General features: G+C 63.2%; 18 protein-coding genes and 1 tRNA gene. 5 read left to right on the forward strand and 14 right to left on the reverse strand.

The window, feature by feature from the left end; all coding sequences use genetic code 11:
• Complete coding sequence (gene yegQ / locus CEW87_RS09680) at positions 1–1377, reverse strand: tRNA 5-hydroxyuridine modification protein YegQ (protein WP_108972594.1); 1377 nt, start codon at positions 1375–1377, stop codon at positions 1–3.
• Positions 1378–1603: 226 nt separating this feature from the next.
• On the opposite strand from yegQ, the gene CEW87_RS09685 reads away from it, so the two are divergent.
• On the forward strand, positions 1604–2806 hold the full coding sequence (locus CEW87_RS09685; protein WP_108972596.1) for an ammonium transporter: 1203 nt from the start codon (positions 1604–1606) through the stop codon (positions 2804–2806).
• A 161-nt stretch (positions 2807–2967) separates the two neighbouring features.
• On the forward strand, positions 2968–3819 hold the full coding sequence (locus CEW87_RS09690) for a putative RNA methyltransferase (protein ID WP_108972598.1): 852 nt from the start codon (positions 2968–2970) through the stop codon (positions 3817–3819).
• Here the strand turns inward: CEW87_RS09690 and CEW87_RS09695 are convergent.
• The 4 genes from CEW87_RS09695 to lysM form a co-directional block, all read right to left on the reverse strand.
• Positions 3816–4508 carry a 2'-5' RNA ligase family protein gene (locus CEW87_RS09695; protein WP_159098135.1) on the reverse strand — a complete coding sequence of 231 codons (693 nt, stop codon included), beginning with the start codon at positions 4506–4508 and terminating at the stop codon, positions 3816–3818. The genes CEW87_RS09690 and CEW87_RS09695 overlap by 4 nt on opposite strands.
• A 46-nt stretch (positions 4509–4554) precedes the next feature.
• Positions 4555–5835 carry a TIGR03862 family flavoprotein gene (locus CEW87_RS09700; RefSeq protein WP_108972602.1) on the reverse strand — a complete coding sequence of 427 codons (1281 nt, stop codon included), beginning with the start codon at positions 5833–5835 and terminating at the stop codon, positions 4555–4557.
• A 1-nt stretch (position 5836) separates the two neighbouring features.
• A complete protein-coding gene (locus CEW87_RS09705; protein WP_108972604.1) occupies positions 5837–6271 on the reverse strand; it encodes an acyl-CoA thioesterase in 435 nt (144 codons plus the stop codon).
• Positions 6272–6423: 152 nt separating this feature from the next.
• On the reverse strand, positions 6424–6927 hold the full coding sequence (lysM, locus tag CEW87_RS09710; protein WP_108972605.1) for a peptidoglycan-binding protein LysM: 504 nt from the start codon (positions 6925–6927) through the stop codon (positions 6424–6426).
• Positions 6928–7135: 208 nt separating this feature from the next.
• Here lysM and CEW87_RS09715 point away from each other — a divergent pair, with 208 nt between their 5' ends.
• Complete coding sequence (locus tag CEW87_RS09715) at positions 7136–7636, forward strand: OmpA family protein (RefSeq protein ID WP_108972607.1); 501 nt, start codon at positions 7136–7138, stop codon at positions 7634–7636.
• Between the two features lie 50 nt (positions 7637–7686).
• On the opposite strand, the gene CEW87_RS09720 is transcribed toward CEW87_RS09715, so the two are convergent.
• From CEW87_RS09720 to CEW87_RS09760, 9 genes are all read right to left on the reverse strand, one after another.
• The gene (locus CEW87_RS09720; RefSeq protein WP_108972609.1) at positions 7687–10356 is read right to left on the reverse strand and encodes an EAL domain-containing protein; all 2670 of its coding nucleotides are present in this window, start codon (positions 10354–10356) and stop codon (positions 7687–7689) included.
• A gap of 174 nt (positions 10357–10530) precedes the next feature.
• Entirely contained in the window at positions 10531–12249 is a 1719-nt protein-coding gene (locus CEW87_RS09725) for a diguanylate cyclase domain-containing protein (RefSeq protein WP_108972611.1), read from the reverse strand.
• A complete protein-coding gene (locus CEW87_RS09730) occupies positions 12246–13295 on the reverse strand; it encodes an ABC transporter substrate-binding protein (protein ID WP_108972613.1) in 1050 nt (349 codons plus the stop codon). The genes CEW87_RS09725 and CEW87_RS09730 overlap by 4 nt, the downstream gene beginning before the upstream one ends.
• Positions 13296–13715: 420 nt before the next feature.
• On the reverse strand, positions 13716–15902 hold the full coding sequence (locus tag CEW87_RS09735; RefSeq protein WP_159098136.1) for an EAL domain-containing protein: 2187 nt from the start codon (positions 15900–15902) through the stop codon (positions 13716–13718).
• A gap of 248 nt (positions 15903–16150) precedes the next feature.
• Complete coding sequence (locus tag CEW87_RS09740; protein ID WP_108972616.1) at positions 16151–20794, reverse strand: PAS domain-containing hybrid sensor histidine kinase/response regulator; 4644 nt, start codon at positions 20792–20794, stop codon at positions 16151–16153.
• A 173-nt stretch (positions 20795–20967) separates the two neighbouring features.
• Positions 20968–21438, reverse strand: coding sequence for a YaiI/YqxD family protein (locus CEW87_RS09745; RefSeq protein WP_108972618.1), 471 nt, complete (start codon positions 21436–21438; stop codon positions 20968–20970).
• 57 nt (positions 21439–21495) lie between these two features.
• Positions 21496–21747 carry a translation initiation factor IF-1 gene (infA, locus tag CEW87_RS09750; RefSeq protein ID WP_108950593.1) on the reverse strand — a complete coding sequence of 84 codons (252 nt, stop codon included), beginning with the start codon at positions 21745–21747 and terminating at the stop codon, positions 21496–21498.
• Positions 21748–22201: 454 nt separating this feature from the next.
• Positions 22202–22277: transfer RNA gene (locus CEW87_RS09755), tRNA-Lys, on the reverse strand.
• 113 nt (positions 22278–22390) lie between these two features.
• Positions 22391–23329 carry an MBL fold metallo-hydrolase gene (locus tag CEW87_RS09760; protein WP_108972620.1) on the reverse strand — a complete coding sequence of 313 codons (939 nt, stop codon included), beginning with the start codon at positions 23327–23329 and terminating at the stop codon, positions 22391–22393.
• A 206-nt stretch (positions 23330–23535) separates the two neighbouring features.
• On the opposite strand from CEW87_RS09760, the gene CEW87_RS09765 reads away from it, so the two are divergent.
• Together CEW87_RS09765 and CEW87_RS09770 are read left to right on the forward strand one after the other, a co-directional pair.
• Entirely contained in the window at positions 23536–24147 is a 612-nt protein-coding gene (locus tag CEW87_RS09765; RefSeq protein WP_108972622.1) for a PolC-type DNA polymerase III, read from the forward strand.
• Between the two features lie 169 nt (positions 24148–24316).
• Positions 24317–25444: an enoyl-CoA hydratase/isomerase family protein gene (locus CEW87_RS09770; protein WP_108972624.1), complete on the forward strand. Its 1128-nt coding sequence runs from the start codon at positions 24317–24319 to the stop codon at positions 25442–25444.
• The last annotated feature ends 47 nt before the right edge of the window (positions 25445–25491 follow it).

Here is a 25491-nt window from a genome sequence, read left to right on the forward strand (position 1 = left end):
TCAGACGAAACGCGCGACGAAGCAGGGCTGGGCCGGATTGGCGCCGGCTGGCAGCGCGAGCCGGATGCGGCGCCCGCTGCCCGGCACCATGTCGAGTGCAGCACCATCGGCATCTTCCATGTGCGTGCAGGTGGCGGTGAAATTGCCGTCAGGCTGCACGAATTCCAGCGTATCGCCGACGCCGAAACGGTTTTTCACCTCGACTTCGGCCAGCCCGCGCGCGCTATCGAAACCGACCATTTCGCCAACCAGCAGGCTGCGTCCCGATTCCGAATGACCCCGCAGGTAATTCTGGTGTTCGGGTGTGTGGTGGCGCTGATAGAAGCCATCCGTATAGCCGCGGTTGGCAAGGCCTTCGAGTTCGCCGAGCAATCGCAGGTCGAAGGGCCGGCCGGCAAGGGCATCGTCAATGGCACGTCGGTAGCCCTGGCTGGTGCGCGCAACGTAGTAGGGGCTCTTGGTGCGGCCTTCGATCTTGAGCGAGTCGACGCCGATGTCCACCAGTCGCTGTACATGCTCGATGGCGCGCAGGTCGCGCGAGTTCATGATGTAAGTGCCGTGCTCGTCTTCTTCGATCGGCATCAGCTCGCCCGGGCGGGATCCCTCTTCCAGCAGCCATGTCCGGTTTGCCTCGGCGTGTCGCGGCCCGCCGCCAAGTGCCGTGCCCACCGTGCCGAAATCACGCGGATTGCCCATTGCAGGGGCGCTGCTGCAGGTCTGAATGTCACCGCTTGCGGTCTCGGTGCCCGCGTGCACCTTGTAGTCCCAGCGGCAGGAGTTGGTGCAGCTGCCCTGGTTGGGGTCGCGATGGTTGAAATAGCCCGACAGCAGGCAGCGGCCGGAGTAGGCGATGCACAGCGCGCCGTGCACAAAGACTTCGAGCTCCATTTCGGGGCAGGCATCGCGAATCTCGGCGACTTCGTCCAGCGACAGCTCGCGCGACAGGATGATGCGCTTCACCCCCATCGACTGCCAGAAACGCACGCTCGCGTAGTTTGTGGTGTTGGCCTGTACCGAGAGGTGGATCGCCATGTCAGGCCAGCGCTCGCGCACCATCATCATCAGGCCGGGGTCGGCCATGATCAGCGCGTCGGGCTTCATGCCGATCACGGGCGCGATGTCGCGCTCGAAAGTGCGAACCTTGGCGTTGTGGGGATAGATGTTGGCAACCAGATAGAAGCCCTTGCCCGCAGCGTGTGCTTCGTCAATACCGGCCGCGAGTGCATCGAGCTTGTCGAAGCTGTTGTTGCGCACCCGCAGCGAGTAGCGCGGCTGGCCGGCATACACCGCATCGGCGCCATAGGCGAAGGCGGTGCGCATCATGTCGAGGGAGCCTGCGGGCGCAAGCAGTTCGGTCGGGCGGCGGGAGGCAGTCATGGCTGGAGGTGCAGGGCAAAGCGGTATTTTACGCATCGGCCCTTGCTGGCGCATCCCCGCAGGCGATTTGCCGTCGCCGATGCACCGTAATCGGGCGGTCTGGCAGTGAAATGCACGGTCAGTGTGCGGCTTCCGTACCTGTTTTGGGGCGCATGCACCGCCGTGTCTGGGGTGTTTGCACTGGAACGGTGCTTGCTTTCGATCCGCTATTCCGTCTGGAGGGATCATGGAAGCTTTCAAATCAAGCAGCGATGTCCTGTTCATTTTGTTGGGCGCCATCATGGTGTTGGCGATGCACGCAGGGTTTGCCTTCCTTGAGGTAGGCACGGTGCGCAAGAAGAATCAGGTCAATGCCCTGGTAAAAATTCTGACTGACTTTGCCGTATCTACGCTGGCCTATTTCCTGATTGGCTATGGCATCGCATACGGGGTCCATTTCTTTACCAGCGCCGAAACCCTGCTGGAGAAAAGCGGATTCGAGCTCACCCGCTTCTTCTTTCTGCTGACCTTTGCCGCAGCGATTCCCGCGATCATCTCGGGCGGCATCGCGGAGCGCGCGAAGTTCTACCCGCAGCTCGCAGCCACCTTTCTGATCGTCGGTTTCATCTACCCCTTCTTCGAAGGTGTCGCGTGGAATCAGGCGTACGGTGTGCAGGCTTGGCTCTCCGCAAGCTTCGGTGCGGAGTTTCACGACTTCGCCGGCTCGGTGGTGGTGCACGCGATGGGTGGGTGGATCGCGCTTCCGGCGGTGCTGCTGCTGGGTGCGCGTCATGGCCGTTACTCGCGCACCGGCGACATCTCTGCGCATCCGCCGTCCTCCATCCCCTTTCTGGCGCTGGGCGCCTGGATTCTGATCGTGGGCTGGTTCGGCTTCAACGTGATGTCTGCCCAGACCCTGGAGAAGATCACCGGCTTGGTCGCGATCAACTCACTGATGGCGATGGTCGGCGGCACGCTGGCAGCCCTGCTGATGGGCAGGAACGACCCTGGTTTCGTGCACAACGGGCCGCTTGCAGGTCTGGTTGCGGTCTGTGCGGGTTCTGACCTCATGCACCCGCTTGGTGCGTTGGTAGTCGGCGGGGTGGCCGGTGCCCTGTTCGTGGTGATGTTCACCCTCACCCAGAATCGCTGGAAGATCGATGACGTGCTCGGTGTGTGGCCGCTTCATGGCTTGTGCGGTACCTGGGGCGGGCTCGCTGCGGGTATTTTCGGCAGCACGGCGCTCGGTGGCCTCGGTGGCGTGTCTTTCATGTCGCAGTTGGTGATGACGGTATTCGCCATTGCGGTTGCCGTCGGCGGGGGCGTTCTGGTGTACGGCGTGCTAAAGCTCACGCTCGGGTTGCGCCTGGATCAGGAGGACGAATACATGGGGGCAGACCTTGCAATCCACCGCATCACTTCGACGGCGGAGCGCGAGTCAAACTGGTAAGGGCCGGGGGCCAGGGGCGACGGGCCGGAGTCGATGGCGCGAAACAGGTTTCGTTGCGCCCCCGGTGCACCCCGCCATGAACCATGTCATGAAGACAGGGCGCGGTGTTTGCAGCAGAATTGCGCCCTGTCTCAAGATTCGGGCGCAGGGCGCCTCAGTTCATGATCATCCCATTTCAGGCTTTGGTCTGCCCGCTCGACGGGGCCCGTCTGCACCGTAACGGTTCCGCATGGCGTTGCGCCGCCGGGCACACTTTCGACGTTGCCAGCCAGGGCTATACGCACTTGTTGCCGGTACAGCAGAAGCGTTCGCGCGATCCGGGCGACAGCAAGGAGATGGTGGCCGCGCGGCGACGCTTTCTCAATGCCGGCCCCTATCAGCCCATCGCCGCAGCGGTCGCCCGGGTGGCGCTGGAGGGCGTGGCTGCCAACGCAGAGCTCAGCTGCCTCGATGCCGGCTGTGGCGAAGGCTACTACCTGCGGCAGTTGGCCGCTGCAGGCGGCGAAGGGCAGACGCTGGCTTTGCTCGGGCTGGATATTTCAAAGTGGGCGGTGCTGTCTGCCGCAAAGCAGGACAAGCGGCCCAACTGGGTTGTGGGCAGCAATGCCAACCTGCCTGTGTTCTCGGGCACGCTGGACCGGGTGCTGTGCATGTTCGGTTTTCCGGTCTACCCGGAGTTCGCACGTGTGCTCAAGCCGGCTGGCATGCTGCTGCAGGTCGATTCGGGGCCGGACCATCTGCGGGAGTTGCGCGAGATCATCTATCCGACGCTCAAGCCTGAGCGCACGGGCGAAATGCCGACGCCTGAAGGCTTTGTCAGACAGTCTTCCGAGACCGTCCGCTACCGGCTGGATCTCTCGGGTAGCGAGCAGATTGGCGATCTGCTGGCGATGACGCCGCACCTGTATCGCGCGAGTGCTGAAGGGCGTGCAAAGGCTGCGGCGCTGACGGCGCTCTCGGTTACGGTGGATGTGCGCCTCAACGCCTTCATGCGACGGCCCGCATCGGCCTAAGCGCGCTTCGCTGTCCGGGCTTGAAACGGAGGCGCTTCGTGCCACTGCATTACGCCGCGCTCGAAGTCATAGTCAGCGATGCGCGTCAATGCGCCGCCGATATCCGCCGATTGGTAGCCGAACAGGCTGATGCGCTCGATGCGCAGATCGAGGGGCGCGTTGTCGGCGAAGCGGCTGAGTCGTTCATGAACCTGCGCGGTGGGCCACGCGTCGGCATAGAGGCCGACGGTCACGTGCGGGGTGTAGCTGCCGTCGGGATGCTTGAGCTCGCCGCCTGCCAGGCAGGTGCGCAGGCTGGCAATGTGCGTGCCTGCGTCATCGACTTCGAGGTAGGGCGCGGAGGTGAAACTGCTCAATGACCCGATCCGGATCCCGAAAGGGCGGGGACGTATGCGTTGCAGACCGGCGATTTGCCTGTGCAGGGCTTCGGCGCCAAAGTCGTCTGCGTGGCAGGGGTTGGTGCTGGGGAAACCGCACAGGCTCAGCGTGATGTGCGGCTGACGGGCGTAGTCGTCAAGGAGAAGCCCGGAAAGCTGGCGCTGTGCTGAGAGCACGCGCTGGCGCACCGGGGGCGTATCCACATCGAGCGCCCACAGGAGATAGCGCGGCCGGCCAAGATGCCACTCGGAGAAATCGCGCCTGACATTGCGGATGGTCTGGCTGGCGCCTGAAAAGGCCGGGGCGTTCACTGCGGACGGCGGCTCGACAAAAGATGCTCGCGGTGCACGTCGCCCCTCATTGCCCGCAACCGGCAAGCCAGTCGACGACGCCCCGGCCGGCAGCCCTGCCGCTGGCGAAGCAGGCGGTCAGCAGATAGCCACCGGTGGGCGCCTCCCAGTCGAGCATCTCGCCGGCGCAGAACACGCCCGGCATGGCTTGCAGCATCAGGCCGGACTCGGTGCCCTCGAAGCGGACGCCGCCCGCAGTGCTGATGGCTTCGTCGATGGGGCGGGTTGCACTGAGCCGCAGTGGCAGCGCCTTGATGCCGGCGGCAAGCTGGGCCGGATCGGCGAACGCGGCGGCGGAAAGGCACTCGCGCAGCAGGCCGGCCTTGACACCCTTGATGCCCGCCTGACCTTGCAGGTGACTCGCCATCGAACGGCTGCCGCGCGGACGGGCAAGATCGGTCGTCAGTCGCGCCAGGCTGCGTCCGGGCGCAAGGTCAAGATAGAGCGTGGCTTCGCCCTGTGCTGCAAGCGTGTCGCGCAGCGGGGCCGACAAGGCGTAGACCAGCCCGCCTTCGATACCTGTGGCGCTGATCATGCACTCGCCGCTGTGGGTGTGCGTCCGCCCCAGTGGGTCGGTGCACTGCGCCGCGAGCGACTTCACGGGGGCTCCGCCGAAGCGTTCGAGGAAGTGCGTGCTCCAGCCCGGAGTTTGCCCGTCGCCGCAGGAGACATCGAATCCACAGTTGGCGGGCCGCAACTCGGCCACATCGATGCCCTGTGTGCGCAGGGTTTCGACCCACGCGCCGTCCGAGCCAAGCTTCGCCCAGCTGCCGCCCCCGAGTGCGAGCACGACCGCAGTGGCCGTAACACTGCGCTCGCCGTCGGGTGTGGCGAAGCGCAATACCTGAGCGGACGCGTCCGGGGACTGCCCCCAGCCGAGCCAGCGATGCCGTACGGCAAACCTCACCCCGTTCGCGCGCAGTCTGGCCAACCAGGCGCGAAGCAGGGGCGCTGCCTTCATTTCCTTTGGGAAAACCCGTCCCGAGCTGCCGACGAAGGTTTCGATGCCGAGTGCAGCGGCCCAGTCGCGAAGCGCGGTGGGGCCAAAGGCGTCGATCATCGGTGCCAGTTCGCCCGAGCGCGCGCCGTAACGCGACAGAAAGTCGGCGCTGGCTTCGCTGTGCGTGAGGTTGAGGCCGCCGCGTCCGGCCAGCAGAAACTTGCGTCCCACCGACGGCATCGCATCGAAGACGGTGACGGCAATGCCATGCGTGGCGAGCACCTCGGCAGCCATCAGTCCGGCCGGCCCGCCACCAATGACGGCGACGAGCGCTTCAGCCTTGATCATGTCAGGTCTGGTCCGACGGGAAGCGGCGGCGGAAGCCGTCAGGTACCGGGGAAATCTTGCGCGCGGTGTAGTCGAAGAACACGATGCCGGTCTTGCCGCGCGCAACCTCCCGCCCCGAGGCGAGGTCGGTCATGCGCCATTGCAGATCACAGCCGTACTTGCTGAAATCGGCCGCGCCCATGGACACCACCATCGTTTCCCCATGGAAAGCTTCGGATTTGTACTGCAGCGCCGCGTCGGCAACGATGATGCCGAGCCCCTCGACGCTGAGTTCGGTGTAGTCCATCGACTTCAGGTAACGCACCCTCGCTTCGCTGACGACGGTGAGCAGCAGGGCGTTGTCGAGGTGGCCGCCATAGTTCATGTGACTCAGGTAGAGCTGAATCTCGCAGGAAAAGGGCAGCGTGTCCGGGAGGTCGATCTGAATGCGGGGCATGTCGTATTCGCTCCGCAGAAGGCGGGCGCAGAAATTGGCGGTCGTCGACAGTAGCGCCCGCGGTGCAGCAATTCAAGCCCGGCAGGGGATGGCGCGGGCTTCGGTGTGCGGCCCGACGGTTGCTGAGCACCGCCGTCGGGCCGTGGAAATGCTCAGGCCTGCGGCGGAATGCGCAGCATCTGACCCGGGTAGATCTTGTCGGGGTGGCCGAGCATCGGCTTGTTGGCCTCGAAGATCACCATGTACTTGTTTGCATTGCCGTAGTAGGTCTTGGCGATGCCGGACAGGGTGTCACCGCGCACCACCGTATGGAAGCGGCCCTCGGGCTCGGGATTGAGCACGGTGAGCTTGTCTTCGACTTCGGCGACGCCCGAAACGTTGCCTGCGGCCAGCAGGATGCGCTCCTTGCTTGCCTGGTCCGGCGTGGTGCCACTGACCGTCACCGTGGCGCTTGCGCCGTCGAAGCTGATGGCAATCTCGGGCGTGAGCAGCTTGAGCGTGTCGATGTAGTGGCTGATGGCCTCGGCTGCCTTGGTGTTGGCAAGCGCGTTGGCTTCAGGGCTGGGGGCGGCCGCGGCGGCTTCCTGGGCGGCCTTGGCTTCGCCGGTACCGAAGAGCTTTTCCCCTGCATCCTTGATAAAGCTGAACAAACCCATGCCAATCTCCTTGTGCGAATTGAAAATGCAAACCCTACATGAAGTCAGTTGCCTCATGTGTGTCGGGTAAATATTCTCACAAAACGATGTTTCGGTCTGTGCACTGTTCGACTGTTGCAGTGCGCAAATCGAATCGCAAGATCACGCGTATCGGTTAGACTTGCGCGCGGATTGCCAAACAACACAATGACTTGAGCGGGAGTAAAGCATGTTTGATCAGGAAGACGGCGAACTGAATGTTGTCATGGGGGTGCTTTTCGGCGTCATCGCGCTGGTGATCGCCTTTGTGATCGGCCTTGGCGTGCATTCGATGAGCCGCAGCGGGGCTGCGCCGACGACTGTCGAGGCGTCTGAGGGCGGGATGGAAGTGATTTATGCCGAGGTCGAGGAAATCGGTGAGCCCATGCTCAAGGTTTACTTTGAGTCTGGCGTGACCGATCTGCCTGCCGAGGCTATCGAGGCGCTGGCCCCCGTGCTGGGCGAACTCGAAGCACGCACGGATGCGCTGGTGCTGCTGTCGGGGTTTCACGATGAAACCGGCGCTGCCGACGTGAACGCCGAAGTGGCAAAGAATCGCGCACTGGGTGTGCGTGAGGCGCTGCTGGCGGCTGGTGTGCCGGCCGAGCGGGTGCTGATGCGTCGTCCGACTGTCGCGCTCGGCGGCAGTGATGCAGACGAGGCGCGTCGCGTCGAGGTTCGGGTTCAGTAATACAGCCGTGCGGTAAGCGGGCAGGGCGCCTGTTTTCGGGGCGCCCTTTTTTATGCCCCGATGATTGCGGCAGTGTTGCTGCCTGCAGCCTCCGCATCCCGCACCTGCAACAGCGCTTCCACCGCCTCGATCTGCATCGGGCGTGCGAACAGAAACCCCTGAAAATGATGACAGCCGTTGTCGTTCAGAACGCCCCTTTGCGCCTCAAGCTCCACGCCTTCTGCGATGACCTTCAGATCCAGCGCATGGGCAAGCGCGATGACCGCCTTTACGATCGCAAGTCCGCTGGTGCTGTCAGGCAGGTTCTTCACGAACGAGCGGTCGATCTTGAGCTGATCGAGCGGCAGGCGCTGCAGATAGGACAGTGAGGAATAGCCGGTGCCGAAGTCGTCGATCGAGAAACGGATGCCGCGGGCCCGAAGCCGGCTCATGCGCTCGATGGCTTCCTCCATGTCGTCGAGCAGCAGGGATTCGGTGAGCTCCAGGGTCAGGCGGTCGGCCGGCGCGCCGCTGCGGGTGAGGGCGTCCAGCACCTGCTCGACGAACGCATCGCTGTAAAGCTGCTGGGCGCTGATGTTTACCGCAATGCTCAGCGTCTGCGTGGAGGGGCGTCGGGCCCACTTCGCCAGCTGATCGCAGGCAATGTTCAGCACATGCAGGCCGAGTGCAGGCATCAGGCCCGCGCGCTCGGCGACGTGGATGAACTGGTCCGGCGAAACGAATCCGCGCTTCGGGTGTTGCCAGCGCACCAGCGCCTCCACGCCGAGCATTGTTCCGCGCTGGTCGTACTGAGGCTGGTACAGCACCAGAAACTCGCCTGCTTCAGTGCCGAGACGAATCTCCTCCTCGAGACGCAGGCGGGCGGTGACGGTTTCCTGCATTACCGGATCGTAGAAGCAGAGCCGGTTCTTGCCCCGGTGCTTTGCTTCGTTCATGGAAAGGTCGGCCTGTTTCATCAGCTCTTCGACCGAGCGCTCATGGTCACGGAACAAGGCGATGCCAACGCTCGCGCTGCTTTGCTGGGTGTGTCCCTCGAGCGTATAGGGCGCCTTGAGCGCAGCCAGTGCGCGCATGCCGATGTTCTCCGCGACCTGGCGCGCAGCATCCTCATCGCCGTCGAGCTCGTCCACCAGAACGACGAATTCGTCGCCCCCGAAGCGCGCCACCGTGTTGGACTCGCCCGCCACGCCACACAGCCGTTTTGCCGCCTGTTGCAGCAGGACGTCGCCATTGTGGTGCCCGAGCAGATCGTTGATGTTCCGGAAGTCATCGAGATCGATGAACATCAGGGCGCCATAGCGCGAAGAGCGGGCACTCAGGGCAAGGGCCTGCCCGAGCCTGTCCATCAGCAGTCTGCGGTTGGGCAGTTGCGTGAGATGGTCGAAGAAGGCAAGGGTGCGGATCTCTTCTTCGGTGGACTTGCGCAGCGAGATATCGGTCAGCGCCGCGACGTAATGCGTTACCTGGCCGCGTTCGTCGCGTACGGCATTGATTGACAGCGCCTGTGGGTAGGTCTCGCCATTCTTGCGCCGGTTCCAGACCTCACCCTGCCAGGTGCCCGTGCCCAGCAGCTCATCCCACATGGCCTGGTAAAAGGCCAGGCTGTGCCGGCCCGAACCCAGCATGCGCGTTTTCTTGCCGATTACTTCGGCTTCGCGGTAACCGGTGATGTCGGTGAATGCGTTGTTGACGCGCAGCATGACGGTATCGGCATCGGTAATGATCATGCCCTGTTGCGATTCGAAGGCGATGGCCGCAATGCGACGCTCCTGCTCGGCCGCCACGCGCTCCGAGATGTCCCGGGCGAGAAAGAGAACTGCCGGCCTGTCCTCCGGTCGGGTTTCGAGAACCTGGCAGCGTCCTTCGAAAGTACGCGGTCCGGCAAGTGTTTGCAGGTTGTACTCGATGCTTTTAGGCGAATCCTCATCCAGTGTGCGCCGGATGAGTTCGAGGAAGCGGTCTGCGTCCTGTGCCGGCAGGACGTCATGCATGCGCTTCCCGATCAGCCCGTTGATATCGGCGACGAGCAAGCGCTCATTCTGCGAGATGACTTCAACATAGCGACCGTCTTCATCCAGCACCAGCACGAGATCAGGCATGGCGTGCGCGATTGCACGCAGCCTGGCCTCGCTCCCGGCAAGTGCCCGTTCGGTTTGAATGCGGTTATCCAGATCCTGAAGCAGCATCCCCAGCAATGCCGTAGCGGGTGCCAGTACCAGCAGGTAGGGCAGCGCAAGCGCCTCGAAGAAGGCGCTTCTCTGCTCGGCCGGCAGCCCCGCGAACAGGAGCAATGCGACGAGGTGCACGATGACGCCGAAAATCAGGAACTGTGAAGGGCCGCGTGATACCCATCCCTTGCTTGCTGCGGCACGATAGGCCAGTCCGAGCAGCATTGAACTGCAGATGATGCTGACGCCGGTCAGCGCACCCGTACCGCCCAGAAGAGTGCGATAGGCGGCGGCAATCAGCATGGCCACCGAGCCCACCAGTGGCCCGCCGAAGAATCCCGCCATGGCGAGCACGGCGGAGCGGCCGTCGACGATCACCCCTGGACTGAAGTTGATGGGCGTCATCATGCCGATCACGCAGATCCCGCCATAGATGACGCCGGCACTGATGCGTGCAGCGTGCGGATGGTGTCCGAGCAGGCGCGTGTTGATGCCCTGTAACAGGCAGAGTGAGAGCAGGAGAACCGCCGTTTTGACGAGCTCTAGGATCATTGGGGGCCTTTGGGGGCGCTTGCAGGGCGGGCGCTCGAAAAGTGGCGGGCCAATTGACGGCAGAGGGGGCTCACTATAGCGAAGGCGCTAGGGTGCGGAACGGGAAAATATCACACTATGGCAGTATGGGTAATCTCCCGCTGCGGGCATCGAAGGCGCAGGCGCTGCAGGTGCTCATGCCGGGGCCGATGCGGTGTGGATGATCACCGTATTGCGCCCCTCCTTCTTTGCGCGGTACATGGCGTTGTCCGCGTTCTTGGACAGTTCGATCAGGTCCTGCCCGCTTTCCGGGCAGAGGGCGATGCCGATGCTGGCGGAGATGCTGATCGATGCGTGGTTGATGATGAATGGCGCACCGACTGCGATGCGGATCTTTTCTCCGACCGCCATGGCATCCTCGGCGCTCTGAATGTTCCGCAGCAGGACAACGAATTCGTCTCCGCCGATGCGCGCGGCGGTGTCGGACTCGCGGATGGACTTGCGCAGGCGCGCGCCGATCTCTTTCAGCAACTGGTCGCCGACGGCGTGTCCATGTGCGTCGTTCACTGGCTTGAAGTCGTCGAGGTCGATGAACATCAGTGCCAGCCGGGTCTGATCCCGGCGGACCGCGGCAAGGGCAAGCGCCATGCGATCGGCGAACAGCGCACGGTTGGGAAGGCCGGTCAGCGGGTCGTGCTGCGCAAGATGCTCGAGGTCCTGCCTGCTCTGGTGCAGCTCTGACAGCTGCTGGCGGATCTGATCGCGCAGTTGCTTGAAGCTGCGGGCGAGCACGCCGATTTCGTCCTCCCGCTCCAGCGGGAGCCCGTGCGCCTGCCGCTCGTCGGAAAAGCCTTGAACCGCTGCGCTCATCAAATTGATCGGACGGGTGACGGCACGCGCCACAAGGACTGCAAGCAGCGCGCAGACCAGGCAAAGTCCCAGCACGATCTGCAGGATGACGACGCCCAGCGCGTCTGCCTTGTGCAGGACCGAGGCCAGCGGCTGCGCCAGGCCCAGGATGAGATTGCGCTCGTCCGAGCGGATGGCGACGCCCTGTTGTATGAAGGCGGCAACCATCGGGTAGTCGGCGTAGTTGCCCTGTGTGGCTTCGATGAGTACGTGATCGGATTTGCCTGCAACGAGGTCGGCTGTCAGCGCAAACGTGTCCTGTACGAGGATGCGCCTCCCCCTGTCGAAGCCGAAGGTCTGGCTGCGGTCGGGGTGGATGAGGAAGTCGCCCTGACCGTTCGCGAGAAAGAGCTGAAACTCCGGTGGCAGTCCGGCAGCAAGCTGTGCAAAGACGCCGTTCAGATCGACATTGATCACGATCACCCCGAGTGCGACCTTGCCGGCATCTACAACCGGCATTGCAAGCTGGGCAGTGGGCTCCTCCTGACCCGCATGTGAGCCACGCTCGTGATTGATGACGAAGCGCGAGAGGTAGGTCTCGCCCGGGCCTCCCTTCAGCGATTCGAAGACGTATGCGTAGTGGCCTTTTTCCTGCAGGTCGTCGCCGTCGATGCGTAGCAGGCTGTCGCCGCTACGGTCGATGCGGACGCGTTCCGCGCCGAAATCTGCGGCAGAAATAAGCCGGATCTGGAAGTAGTCCGGGTTGGCCTTCATCAGGAGTTTGAACAGGGTGGCCAGCTGGTCGGCCGACTCGGTGTCGTTGGGGTCGAGCGCGCCGAGGGCCGAAGGGTGGGTACTCAGCACCTTGAGGTTGCGCGAGATTTCCTGACGGGCGACGATGATTCTGCTTGCGAGTACCTGCGTCGAGGTCAGAAGTTCGTCCTTGGCCGACTGGATCAGGAGATCCCGGCTGGCATTGTGTGCATAGAAGCCGGTCAGCCCCGCTGCCAGCATGCCGACCAGCGCCAGGAGCAGGGCGAGGCGTGCCGCGATGCCAAACCTCATGGCGCGAGCACCCTCGATGCACGGTCTCCCGACATGATTCGCCCCCACAGCTGATTGCGCAGCTCCGCGCTCTCGACGGGTTCGAGCCAGATCAGCCGATCCTCATTGCCGGAACTGCTGGCGGGCCGGGTCGTACTGGAAAGCCCCTGGCGATTGTTGAGTACGGCGCCCGGGCCTTCCTCTAGCAGATAGTTGATCCATGCCGTGGCGAGCCCCCTGTTTTTGCTGTTGCGATGAATTGCCCAGCAGTCGAGCCATGCGAGTGCGCCCTCACGCGGGATTGCGTAGCCGACGTCCGCACCTGCGGCGCGCAACAGCTGAAGCTGCTGCGATCCGAAGTTTGCAAACAGCAGGGCTGCCCGCAGGCGGATGAACATGTCCGCCGACTCCTGAGGTTGCGTGTAGAAACTCAATACGTTCCGGCGCAGGGCGATCAGGCGCTCGACAGCAGCAGGCCAGTCCTGCTCCCGGAGCTGAAAGAGTGAAGGCAGCCCGAGCGACTGTGCGGCAAGGGAGAAACTGTGAGCGCCGCCGTCATAGGTGAGGATTCTCCCGCGGTAGCGCGGATCCCACAGGACGTTGATCGAGTCCGGCGCCGTTTCGAACTGCCTGCGGTCGTAGATCAGCCCCATCTCGGCATAGGTATATGGAATGGCATACGCCTTGCCGTCATGGACGATGCCCGGAATGTTGTCGAGATCGCGAAAGCGGGGCAGCTGGCGTGAGCGGTTGGAGAGAGCGGCAGTGTCGATCGGCAGGACGAGGCCCTGGCGGATATAGCGCTGCAACTCAGCGGTATTGACTGCAAAGACGTCGAAAGATGTTGGGCCGTCCCCGTTCGCCCGTCGCCACAGGGATTCGTCGGAGTCGATGACGGTCACCTCGACCCTGCTGTCCGTGCGTCGCTCGAAAACTTCCACGACGTCTGGGTCGGCATAGCCCGGCCAGGCGAGCACCCGCAACACGTCAGCTGCCATGCCGGGCGAGGTGACCACCATGGCCAGCATCAATGCGAGTTGCCGCAGGCTGCAGTGAAACCGGTGCATCCGAGTGATTCCGCCCTTAGTGATATGCGCAAACGAGTGTAGCGCAGAACACCCGCGCTGACGCCCCGTCCTGAGCCGGTCTTGCAGGTGTATGCGAGCAAGCCTGCCAAAAATCAGTCACGGGAGCGCCATCGAATGCCTCCAATGCGTGTCACAACCCTGGCGGTCCGAGCTCCTGAAAATGAGTATTCGCCGCAATCTTGGATTCCAGCTTCTGATCGCAGCGATCGCGCAGCCGGGCGGGCGAGCGCTGCGGCGGATCAGAACCCGGCTGTGGCGGACACGACCCGGGGAATCTCCGACCAGATGGCCGGTATCGCCAATCGTCTTCGGATCGGGCGCGTCCTGTATCCCCAGGCGAGCTGAAGGTGCGTCGGTGCCTGCGCGACATCATCGGCGTGTGGCGCGGGACGCAGGGGTTCAGTGCCGGGTCTGGCTGGTCGCGCGGGATTGTTCCAGGCGGCTCTTCACCCAGGCGGCACCGGGCTGGGGGCGTCCGTGCAGATAGCCTTGCTGGATCAGTCCGGGGAAGCGCGTCAGAAACTCGCTGTGCTCCCGGGTTTCGACGCCTTCGGCCACCGTCTCTATATTCAGGATGCCGGCGATCGACTGAATCATTTCAACAAGCAGCGCATCGTTGGCATCTGCGGGCGCATCCCTGATGAAGCTCTGGTCGATCTTGAGTTCGTGAATCGGAAGGCGCTTGAGATAGGCCAGGCTCGAGTAGCCGGTGCCGAAGTCATCGATCGAAAAGCACACGCCCATGGCGCTGATGGCCTTCATCTTTGCCACGACGTCGTCCATGTTGCGGATCATCAGGCTTTCGGTCACTTCCAGCATCAGCAGATTCGGGTTGATGGTACTGCTCTCGAGAAGCCTCCGGATATCGTCGACGAAGCTGGCCTCGATGAAATGGCGCGGACTGATATTGACCGAAATGCGCAGGGGGCACGCGTTGCGTTGCATCTCGCCGATGAGTTCACAGGTGCGGCGAAGCATCCACCGGTCGAGCGCGACGATGAGAGGGGACTCTTCTGCGACCGAAATGAATTCCGCGGGGAGAACCAGGCCGCGCTGGGGGTGCTCCCAGCGCACCAGGGCTTCGGCGCCAACCACGACACTATCGCTATTGACCTGGGGCTGCAGGTAGAGGCGCAGCTGATTCTGCTCGATCGCCAGCTGCAGGGCCTGCGCAAGTTCGAAGCGCTGTCGTGCCTGCTGGGCCATGGACTCTTCGAAGAACACTGCCCTGTTCCCGCCGTCGAGCATGGCGCGGTGGCGGGCGGTGTCCGCGCTTTGCAGCACCTGCAGCGGAGTTTCGTCCGTGTTGGCCGGAAAGATATGGATGCCGATGCTGCAGGTGAGAAGGAAGGTCTGGCCCCCGCATTCCAGCGCTTGCGCAAGTGCGCTTCGAAGCTCTTCAGCGATTAACAGCGAATGACGGGTGACATCGTCCAGTGACTGCTGTCGCGGGAAAAGCAGAATGGCGAACTCATCTGCGGCCAGGCGCGCTACGGTATCGTCGGAACGCAGCACGCTTGCGATGCGTCTTCCGACCTCGCACAAGACGCTGTCGCCGGTTTGCAGCCCCTGCGCATCATTGATCGCCTTGAAACCGTCGATATCGAGCACCATAGCCGCCGTATGGGTCGTGCTGCTGCGGCAGGAGCGCAGGGCGATGTCGAGACGATCGAGGTACAGCATGCGGTTCGGCAACTGCGTTAGCGAGTCGTGCCAGGTGAGGAAGTCGATCCGCTCCTGTGTCTGCTTGATGCCGGAGATATCGCTGAATACCGACACGAAGTGGGAGACGCGCCCTTCGTCATCGTAGACGGCACTGATGGTGCGCAGCTCAGGGTAGATTTCGCCGTTCTTGCGGCGGTCGAGCATCTCACCGCTCCAGTGACCGCTGTCATGCAGACGCCTCGAGATTTCGCGATAGAAGTCGGCGGCGTGAAGGCCGGATTTCAGGAAATAATGGTCCTGATTCACGGCTTCTTCGGATGAATAGCCCGTGATGCGGATGAACGCACGATTGACGGCTTCGACCTGACCATCGGCGTTCGCCACGATGATGCCTTCAGCCGTACTCGCGAAGATGCGGGCAAACAGCTCCTGACGGCTTCGTGCGAACTGCAGTTCGGTTGCCGTCTGGTCCAGCGCGCGGTTGGTGCGATCGAGATCGGAGATCTTCTCGTTCAGTCTGGTATTGGTGTTGAACAGCTGATCCAGCATGCCCCGCATGGTCATGTGGGTGCGAACCCGGGCGCGCACCAGCGCGACTTTAAGTGGCTTGTGGATGTAGTCCACCGCACCGAGTTCGAAGCCGTGTTCTTCGGAGGCGACGTCGGTCAGCGCTGTGATGAAGATGACCGGGATGCTGCGGGTTTCAGGGTTGCTCTTGAGGTGCAGGCAAACTTCGTAGCCGTCCATCTCCGGCATCATGATGTCGAGCAGAATGATGGCGGGCCTCTCGCCCTCCCTGAGGAACTGCAGCGCCGCTTTTCCGCTGTTGGCAACGGCAACTTCGTAGTCGGAGCGCAAGGCCTCGATGAGGAGGTGCAGGTTGCTGCTTTCGTCATCGACCAGCAGGACGAGCGGACGCAAGGGTTTGCGCGGTCTCTGCGTATCAGCAGAGTCTTTTGTTGCGAGAGTGGAATTCGACGAGGTTTCGCCCATTGTGTTTGGCCCGGTCCGGCTTTGCTCTGCGATACGGATAACGGATTCCGCATGCATGAATCCATCAGTCTGCATGTTACTTCAGCCCTGCCTCAGCGTCATGCCGATCGAGTGGGTTGGTGCGAAAAATATGCGAACATTTGGTATTCGAATGTGCTGATTGCCGGGCGCTTCGCTTATCCGGTCAGTCTGGCCCGGAGTTCGCTCGTCGTGATGAGTGCGGCGGCGATGTCGAAGTTGTCGATCTGCCGTAACAGGCCGGACAGCAGGGCGTGGTGCGCGTCATGGCCGAGATGTGATGCGAGCGTCTTCAGCAGGGGTTCGGGCACCAGCCGGTTGCGCCGGAGCAGCTCATCGATGTGGTCGAGATCGGACAGCGCCTTCTCCGGATTGGCGCAAGCCACCTGCTGCGGGGCGTGCTGAGCCGGGAGCGTGCCGTCGATGGTGGCCAGCAGCTTTGTCAGCATGTCGATCGTCCTGTCGGCGGCATCGGCGTCGCCTTGTGCCAGCGCCACCTCGAGCTGCCCAGCGGTCGTCTGGAGCTGCGTGGCGCCGACGTTGCCGGCCGCGCCTTTGAGTGTGTGCGCAAGGCGCACTGCCGTTGACAGATCACCGTCGGCGAGTGCCGCGCGAAAACGCTGCGCCCAGTCCGCAAAGTCGCGTGAAAAGCCCCGGATCAGACGCACGAGCAGCGCCCTGTCGTGGGCCAGCCGGTTCAGCGCTGCCTTGAAATCGAAGCCGTCCATGTGCATGGGCAGCGCGGCCGTTGCTGCAGGCGTTTGCGCAGGCGCGGCCGCCGCTGCGGTAGCGGGCGGGCGGGCAGGGACCCACTGCAGCAGGACCTTGAGCAACACGAGCGTGTCGATCGGTTTGCTGATGTGTGCGTTCATGCCTGACTGTTCGCTTGCCTTGCGGTCGTGGTCGAAGGCCGCTGCGGTCATGGCGATGATGGGCAGCGTTCGGCCCCAGTCGCTTGCGCGGATCTGCCGGGTGGCTTCGAGGCCATCCATTTCAGGCATCTGGATGTCCATCAGGATGGCATCGAAGTGCCCGCTTTGTCCTTTTTCGATGGCCTCGCGCCCGTTGTTCGCGAGTGTGACCTCCAAACCCATTTTGGACAGAACGGCCTCGGCAACCTCCTGGTTGGTGAGGTTGTCTTCTGCCACCAGAATCCGCGCGCCGTGAATCGGGCCTGCCTGCTCGAACAGGCTGCTGCCCGGCAGCGTATCCGGAAAGGGGCGGGGGGTGGAGAAGCCGTGCATCTGGACATTCGCAAGCACGTCGAAAAGCCGGGACGCGGTCACGGGCTTGGTCAGAACCGCATCGGTGTATTCGGCTGCGGTGGCTTGCGGCATGGACGGATGGTCGTGGGCGGTCACCATGATGATGATTGGCGTAAACGGCAATCTTCCGTCGCTGCCTGCCTGCCTGATGGCCTGCGCGAGGGCGAGACCGTCCATGTCCGGCATCTTCCAGTCGATCAGGGCAAGCCTGAACGGGTGCCCGTCCGCGCCGGCGGCCAGCACCTTGCGCAGCGCCGTTTCAGCATTGGCTGCGGTATCTGGTTCAAGCTGCCATTCGGAAAGGTATCCGCTCAGTACACTGCGGACGCTCTCGCTGTCGTCTACCACCAGTACCCGTTCGCAGTGCAGATGAATGTGCCGGGCATCTGCAGGGCGTGTCGATCTGGATAGCGCCGCGGTGAAATGAAAGGTGCTGCCTTCGCCCTGCGTGCTGTCGACGCCGATCGTTCCACCCATGAGCTCGACCAGGCGCTTGCAGATCGACAGCCCGAGACCGGTGCCGCCAAAGCGCCGGGTGGTGGACGTGTCGGCCTGGGTAAAGGGCGCAAAGATCTGCGCGCATTGCTCGGGTGTCATGCCGATTCCCGTGTCCTGCACCGAGAACCGCAGCACGAGTTTGCCGTCGCTGTGCATCGTGCATTCGATACGGATCCTGATGAGGCCGCTCGTCGTGAACTTGATCGCGTTTCCGACCAGATTGTTCAGGACCTGGGTCAGGCGCATCGCATCGCCTTCGAGCATCGCCGGTACGTCAGGCGCGACGTCGAAAACCATTTCCAGGCCTTTCTCCGATGCGGGTACTGCAAACAGATCCGACACCCGCTCCAGCACGTCGTCCAGGCGGAAAGGCTCGTGCTCGATCTCGATCCTGCTCGCCTCGAGCTTGGAAAAGTCGAGGATGTCGTTGAGCACGTTCATCAGGCCGTGAGACGCACTTCGGATCTTGTCCAGATAGTTGCGCTGATGGGCGCTGAGCTCGGTGTCGTCGAGCAGTTGCGAGAGCCCGAGAATCGCATTCATCGGGGTGCGGACTTCATGGCTCATGTTGGCGACGAAGTCCGATTTCGCGTGGCTGGCATCCTCCGCCTGCCGCGTGCGCTCGGCCAGTGCGACATTGAGCTGTTGCAACTCGACCTGGGTCAGCTTCATCTGCGTGATGTCGGTGACCAGTACCACCAGCCCGCGCACGACACCATCGGCAAGGTCGGGGATGTAGTGTGTCATCGCGTAACGGACATCGTCTTCCGAGCCCTTGGGCAGGACGTGTTCGAACTGCTGGATGTCACCTTTCAGCGCGGCCCTGACCTGCGCCTCGTGCTTGTCGAAGAAGGCCTCACCCATCACCTCGCGCATGCTCTTTCCGAGCGCTGCGTCGGGGTCGACTTCGAACCAGGTCTTGAAGGCCGTGTTGGCAAAGCTGCAGTGCAGATCCCGGTCCCAGTAGGCCACCAGGCCGGGCAGCGAGTCCGCAAGCGTGTGCAGGAAGCGGTTCGCATCGGCCAGCTGACGCGTGCGCTCGGCAACGACCTCCTCGAGATGATCACGATAGCGCTCGAGTTCCTTGCGCAGTCGCACCCTGTCGCGCAGGTCTACCGTTGCGATGAATACCCGCCCGGGCGTGCCCTTGCTGTCGAATTGCGATGCTGAAACCAGCACATCCAGCGGCGTGCCGGCGAGTGTGGTGATCTGGGTCTGGTGGCTGGACAGCGTCTCGCCCCGGTGCAGCGCGAGCAGCAGGGTCACGAAGCCGCGTCGAGCCTCGGGGCTGGCATACAGCACGGTGCTTGGACCGCGCAGGGTGGCTGTTTTGTCGGCCCCCAGCAGCGTCATGGTTGCCTGATTGAAGTTCAGGATGCGAGTCTGGGCGAGCAGGTGGCTGATCGACGATGGATGCGCCTCGAAGTGCGCCTGAAAGTCGGTGACGCCATTCCCGGCGAGCATGTCCAGGTGGGCGAGCGCGGCGTTCCAGTCCTCTTCCCGCCAGGCGACTGGTGTGGTGTCGTAGAGCGTCTGCAGGCGGTTGCGGTCGGTGCGGGCACGGTTTTCGGACTGCTTGATGTCCTCGATGTCGGTGTTTGAACCGTACCAGCGGCTCAGCTGCCCGTCGTCATCGACAATGGGGGTGGCGTGGGTCGTGAACCACCGGTATGTGCCGTCGTGGCGACGGATGCGGTACTCGATGTCGAGCGGGCGTAAGGTGCGCATCGACGCTTCCCAGGCCTTGGCGAATGCCGGGCGGTCGTCCGGATGTATCTGGTTGAGCCAGCCATTTCCAAGCTGGCTTTGCTCGTCGATGCCGGTGTAGCTCAGCCATTGGGTGCTCAGGTAATCGCACAGCCCGTCGGCGTCGCAGCGCCACACCAGTTGCGGCATGGATTCGGCAAGAGTGCGCCAGCGGCGCTGACTTCTGGCTTCGAAGCGTGCGTTCTCGAGGTCGCGCTCGGCCAGCCGATGGCGCTGCTGGGTTGTCAGCAGGCGCAGGTACATCCACGCGAACAGGCTCAGCAGCACAAGGGCCGACGCCGACACCGCTGTCCAGGTCTGAATGCGCAGGCTTGCGAGCTGGGTTGCCGGCACCAGGCTGACGAGTTTCCAGGTTTCATGACTGAAGACAGGGACCGGTTGCTTCCGGTTTGCCGAAATGGTCTCCCATGTCCACAGGCCGTCTGCATTCTCGAACTGTCCTTGCAGCGCCGCACTGATGTGCTGCCAGGCGTCGGGTGAGCGGTCGGCCAGGGTCCGCTGGCGGCCGAACATGAAGCTCCATTCGTCGGCCTGGTCGGGGCTGATCAGCCAGTGGGCATCGCTGTTGAGCAGCATCAGATGGTCGCGCCCGGCGCCCACGCTCTCCAGAAGTGCATTGAGCATGAGCTGGGCCTGGATGTTGATGATGAAGATTCCCTGGTCGACGCCACTTTTGCGCGCAAGGCGGATGGCCATCCGCAGCGTCGGTTTGTAGGGGACCTCCACTTCGTCGTGTTCCACATTGAGGTCGAGCGCCGAGATGTAGATGTTGCCTCCGGCCAGACGCATTGCCTCCTGGAAGTAGTTGAGCTCGCGTTTGCTCTGCAATTCGCCGCGCGGTGTGATGCGGGCCCCGCCGTTCTCCGCATTGACCCTGACGCGCTCTTCGCCGTCCGGGCCGATCCAGCGCACCTGGTCGTAACCCGCGTTGCGGTAGATCAGAGAGACAAAGCTGCGTTCGATGGCGCTGAAATCTGTGCTCGTGGGGGCGTCCAGAATGGGCGCCACAGCCGGTTCGCTGGTTAGCCCGATCAGGTGCAGGACGGGTACCTCGAGCGAGGATTCGAGACGCTTGCTACCGATGCCGATATTCAGGTTCTCGGTTTCATGAATTCGGGTGAATTCCGCATCCAGGCGGGACAGGCCGATGGCTGCGCCGGCAACAACGACGATCAGCGCCAGCGGCAGGAAGAGCGAGAGGAACTGCGGCCAGACGCCCTGCCGCCTCGGGCCTGGCGCGGTGGGGGCATTGCTGTCGGTTTCCTGTGACATCCGGGTGCCTGTCTCATGCCGGGGGGATGCCCGAACTGTATCAGGACAATGTCACATCGACACCATTGCCGAATGCCCGGGCGGGCGCGCGAGCGCGGAGCCCGGTTCAGGCAGGGGTACGCGTGACTGGCTTTGCGGGCCGGGTGTCGAAAGCCGGGGCGGCGGTTCAGCGTTCAGGAGAGTGGAGTCGTCGACATGCCAGGTTTGGCGCGGAGAATGCGGTCGAGCCGGTTGGCAAAGGCCTGGCGGTCGGATGGACCAAAGGCGGCGGGGCCGCCAGTGTCGACGCCGGTGCTGCGCAGGGTGTCCATGAAGTTGCGCAGGTCCAGTAGTTCGCGGATGTTGTCCTTGCTGTAGAGCTCACCGCGCGGACTGAGTGCGCGTGCGCCCTTGGCGACGACTTCTGCGGCCAGTGGAATGTCGGCGGTGATGACGAGGTCTGAAGGCTCGACGCGGGTCGCGATGTACTTGTCGGCTTCATCGAAGCCGGGCGGCACCTGAACCATGGCAATGTGTGCCGATGGCGGCGTGCGCAAGTATTGATTGGCTACCAGCGTCAGCGCTTGTCCGGTGCGTTCGGCGGCGCGGAACAGAATGTCCTTGACGACGCCCGGGCAGGCGTCTGCATCGACCCAGATATGCATGGAGTGCGCGCGAGGCGCGTGCGTTGCGGCCCTGCCGTTGCCGGCAGGGCATGCGGCTTAGCGCGTCGCCGGTGCCATCGGCTGACGGCCGGGCATGTGGCGGAAGGTGATGCGACCCTTGCTCAGGTCATAGGGCGACATTTCGAGCGAAACCTTGTCGCCGGCAATAATGCGGATGTGGTGCTTGCGCAGCTTGCCGCCCGAGTAGGCGATGAGCTTGTGACCATTGTCCAGCGTGACGCGGTAGCGGGCGTCAGGGAGGACTTCGTCGACGGTGCCGTGCATTTCAATCAGTTCTTCTTTGGCCATATTCAGGCTCCTAGTGGGTGCGGCTAACCTCACTCCGCGCTGCGGGTGATGCTGGCCACGCTCGCCACCGCCTTGGCAAGCTTTCAATTCAGTGCTTGGCCGCCACGGGTCGTCCCGCAGGCGGCATACTGTCAAAAGTCGGCACGATGATTGGCGGGCCGAATGTCTTGTGTTGCGTTGGCACCCCGGGCGCACCTGGCGGCAGAGGTGGTCGGCGCGCTGGGTACTTCGGTGTGCGCGCCGCACGAAAGGCGACCGTGATGTGCATGATCGCGATGCAGTGCCCGACTGCTCGATGAGCAGCACAGGCGCCGGGTCCGAGTAGGCTTCGGTCCCCCGCGAATGATGTGTCCTGCGGATGGTGCCGGCGCCAGAAATGGACCGACATTCGGAGCGAACAACGGATTGAAAAGAAAATAGCCAGACCTCAGTCCGGCTATCCCCTTGGTTCACTTGGTAGGCCGTGCGTGGATCGAACACGCGACCAACGGATTAAAAGTCCGCTGCTCTACCAGCTGAGCTAACGACCCCCGGAACAGCCAACAATTCTAGGGGCGAGTTTATTCCGAGTCAAGTTTACGTGTGAAAAAATGCCCCGACGGGCCGGGATGTGCGAGAAATCCGGGTGCGCACTTGCAGCTCGTCAGCGCAGCGAGCCTTTCTCCATCTGCAGGAAGACGTTGTAGGCGTTGGCGCGATTTGCCTCGCGGAAGGCTGGCAGCTTTTGCCACTGGTGCCAGTCCGTACTTGCGTAGGCTTCGTCGAAGGACTTGAGGTCAGCCACCGCCTTGCCCATGGATTCGCGCAGGTAGATCAGGTAGTCGCGCGTGAGCGCCAGATCGGCCTGCGGGTTGGTGGAAGCGGGGCCGTGGCCGGGCACCAGCGCGTCAGGCCGCGCAGCGATCAGGAGATCGAGTGCGCGCAACCACTGCGCGGTGTCCGCGTCACCGACGAAAGGCACGCGTCCGCGGAACAGCATGTCGCCTGCGAACATGATCTTGTCTTCGACGACTTCCATCACCACGTCGTCGGGCGCATGTGCAGGCCCCACGTAAGTGATGCGGAAGTGGAGGCCGCCCATCTCGAATGCGGTGTCCCCGTCCAGCCAGAGATCGGCAGGGATCAGGCGGGTCTTGTCATCGACGAAGGGAAAGAGGTCGGCGCGACGCTGGGCGAGTCGTGCCTGGGCGCCATCCGAATTGAGCGCTTCAAGGCCGCGGCGATGGGACCAGACCTCGGCGCCGACGGCCTTGAATGCCTGCAGGCCGTAGTAGTGGTCGGCATGATAGTGGCTGATGACCACGCGCCGGATCGGCTTGTCGGTAAGCTTGCGGATTTCGCCGATCAGTCTTTCACCCAGCGCCGGCGTTCCGAGGGCATCGAACACCACCACGCCGTCGGGGGTGATGACAAAGCCCGCGTTGGACATGAAGCCTTCGTTGACTGCCGAGGCCATGCCGGCCTTGCCCATGACATACCAGCTGTGGGGGCCGACCTTGACTGCACGCATGTCGATGGCGTGCACGACATGCGCTGAGAGCAGGCACAGGGTCCCGATCAGAATCGTGATGAGTCGGCGCATGTCCGCTCCTAATATTTGAATATCTGCATACACTAACGAATTGCGTTACAGGCGTCGATCTGCGGTGCAGCATGACGCCGCATGGATGGCACTGACGGTGAATGTGACGGAGGCGGACCGGCTTGCCTTTTGTCGCCAGCGCTAAGCGGGTATCGTGCCGCACTGCATGATGCACTCCTTTGATGAACCGAAGCAGGAAGATCCCTTTGAGCACGTATGCCGTCATCGACTTCGAGACCACGGGCATGTCTCCCGGACTGGGAGCACGGCCGACCGAGATTGCCGCAGTCCTCGTGCGCGACGGGGCCATCGTCGATCGTTACCAGAGCCTCATGAATGCTGGTGCGCACGTCCCCTACGAGATTCAGGCCCTCACTGGCATCACCAATGCCATGGTCCGCGCTGCGCCACGGGTGGAACAGGTGATGAGTGAGGTCGCTGACTTTGTCGGTGAGTGTTCGCTGGTTGCGCATAATGCGGCCTTCGACCGCAAGTTCTGGGATGCCGAACTTGCGCAACTGGGGCGGCAGCGCGGAGGCGACTTCGTGTGCTCGCTGTTGCTGTCGCGGCGACTGTTCCCGGATGCGCCGAACCACAAGCTCGGCACCCTCGTGCGCACGCTGCAATTGCCCGCGACCGGCCGTTATCACCGCGCTCTGGCCGATGCGGAGGCGACCGCGCATCTCTTCCTGCGTTTGCGTGACGAGTTGCAGTCGCGGTTCAGCCTTTCCGGGGTCGATCATGCGCTCCTGCTGGCAGTCCAGAAGGTTGCGCGTGGCGGGTTGGAGCGCTGCGTGGAACGCCATCAAGCTCGCTGAGCACAGGGGCTGTCGCGTATCCGCCGCGCGCTCCGGACCCGCCCGAATGACCGTCTGGGGCGCGTTGCGCTTGGATCGTGCGCTGTCGGGTGGCATAGTCACGGGTTGATTTCAGCCACATCCGGCCAAGACCGGTGATTGGCCGCAACCCTGACTCCGGAGTAGTGACATGAGCGAATGCGTGATCCTGCGCGAAATTCCGACTGCCTGTGGCCGACGTTTCGGCCATGCCACGCTGAACGCGCCAGGCACCCTCAATGCGTTGTCGCTCGAGATGATCGACCGCCTCGCGCCCCAGTTCGATGCCTGGGTGGCCGATCCGCAGATCGTCGGCATTGTGCTCGACGGTGCCGGTGACAAGGCTTTCTGTGCCGGTGGTGATGTGCGGGCGCTCTATCACGCGATCCGCGAGGCCCGTGCGACCGGCAGCCACGAGACGCCCGCCATCGTTCCGGCCTTCTTCGAGCGCGAGTATCGCCTCGACTATCGCATTCACACCTGTCCGAAACCGGTGCTGTGCTGGGGGCACGGCATCGTCATGGGGGGCGGGATCGGGCTGATGGCGGGCGCTTCGCACCGGGTCGCGACGATGCAGACCAGGATGGCGATGCCTGAGATCAGCATCGGGCTCTATCCGGATGTGGGCGGGAGCTGGTTCCTGCGGCGCATGCCCGGGCGGAGCGGGCTCTTTCTCGCACTGACCGGCGCCCAGATCAATGCGGCCGACGCACGTTTCGCCGGCCTCGCCGACTTCATGCTCGAGCACGAAGACAAGTCAGGGGTGCTGACCGCCTTCGGTGAGACCAGCTGGAGCGACGATGCCGCTGTGAACCACCGCAGACTGAGCCATCTGCTCGAAGAGTCCGGTCGTCGGGCGGCGAAGCCGGAGTCGATGTTGCGTCGTCACTTCGACCGCATCGACGCCCTCATCGGACACGACGGCCTGGCGCCGATCGTGGCACGCCTGCAGGCGCTCGGTCAGGATTCCGAGCCGTGGCTCGCCGCTGCCGCAGCCACCTTCAGCCGGGGGGCACCGAGTTCGGCCGTGCTTTCCTTTACCTTGTGGGAGCGCGCCTTGCATCTGTCGCTCGCCGACGTGTTTCGTCTTGAGTATCAGGTCTCGTTGGCGGCGACGATGCAGCCCGACTTCTCCGAAGGTGTGCGCGCCTTGCTGGTGGACAAGGACCGGAATCCCCATTGGCAGAACGCTTCAATCGCGGACGTCGACGCCGAAGAAATCGCTGCGCTCCTGCGACCCCGTTTTCAGGGCGAACATCCGCTGTCCGATCTCGCTTGATGCAAGCCACGGGACGGGCCGCTATCTGCCCGTCTGCTCGCACCCTG

The sequence above is a fragment of the Parazoarcus communis genome (assembly GCF_003111665.1).
Taxonomy (GTDB): Bacteria; Pseudomonadota; Gammaproteobacteria; order Burkholderiales; family Rhodocyclaceae; genus Parazoarcus; species Parazoarcus communis_B.